1 protein-coding gene is annotated in these 292 nt (G+C 56.8%); it reads right to left on the reverse strand.

Translation table 11 applies throughout. The annotated features are described in order from the left end of the window. Positions 1 to 292, reverse strand: a 292-nt coding sequence (locus V5P19_RS23335; RefSeq protein ID WP_334407913.1) for an aldehyde dehydrogenase family protein, incomplete at both ends; no start/stop codon positions are given.

Here is a 292-nt window from a genome sequence, read left to right on the forward strand (position 1 = left end):
GTGCGGCAGCGATCTGCCCGGTGAAAATAGCCAGCGGGAAGTTCCACGGACTGATACACACCACAGGCCCTAATGGACGGTGGGTTTCGTTAGCGAAATCATCCCGCACCTGTCCGGCGTAGTAGTGGAGAAAATCGACCGCTTCACGCACTTCGGCAATGGCGTTACTGAAGGTTTTTCCGGCTTCACGCACCAGAATACCAATCAGTTGCTGCATCTGGCTTTCCATTAGCACGGCAGCGCGGTGCAAAATCGCCGCGCGTTCAGCCGGAGGCGTGGCAAACCAGATTGG

Source organism: Enterobacter sp. UNJFSC 003, from assembly GCF_036903355.1.
In the GTDB taxonomy this organism is placed as follows: Bacteria; Pseudomonadota; Gammaproteobacteria; order Enterobacterales; family Enterobacteriaceae; genus Enterobacter.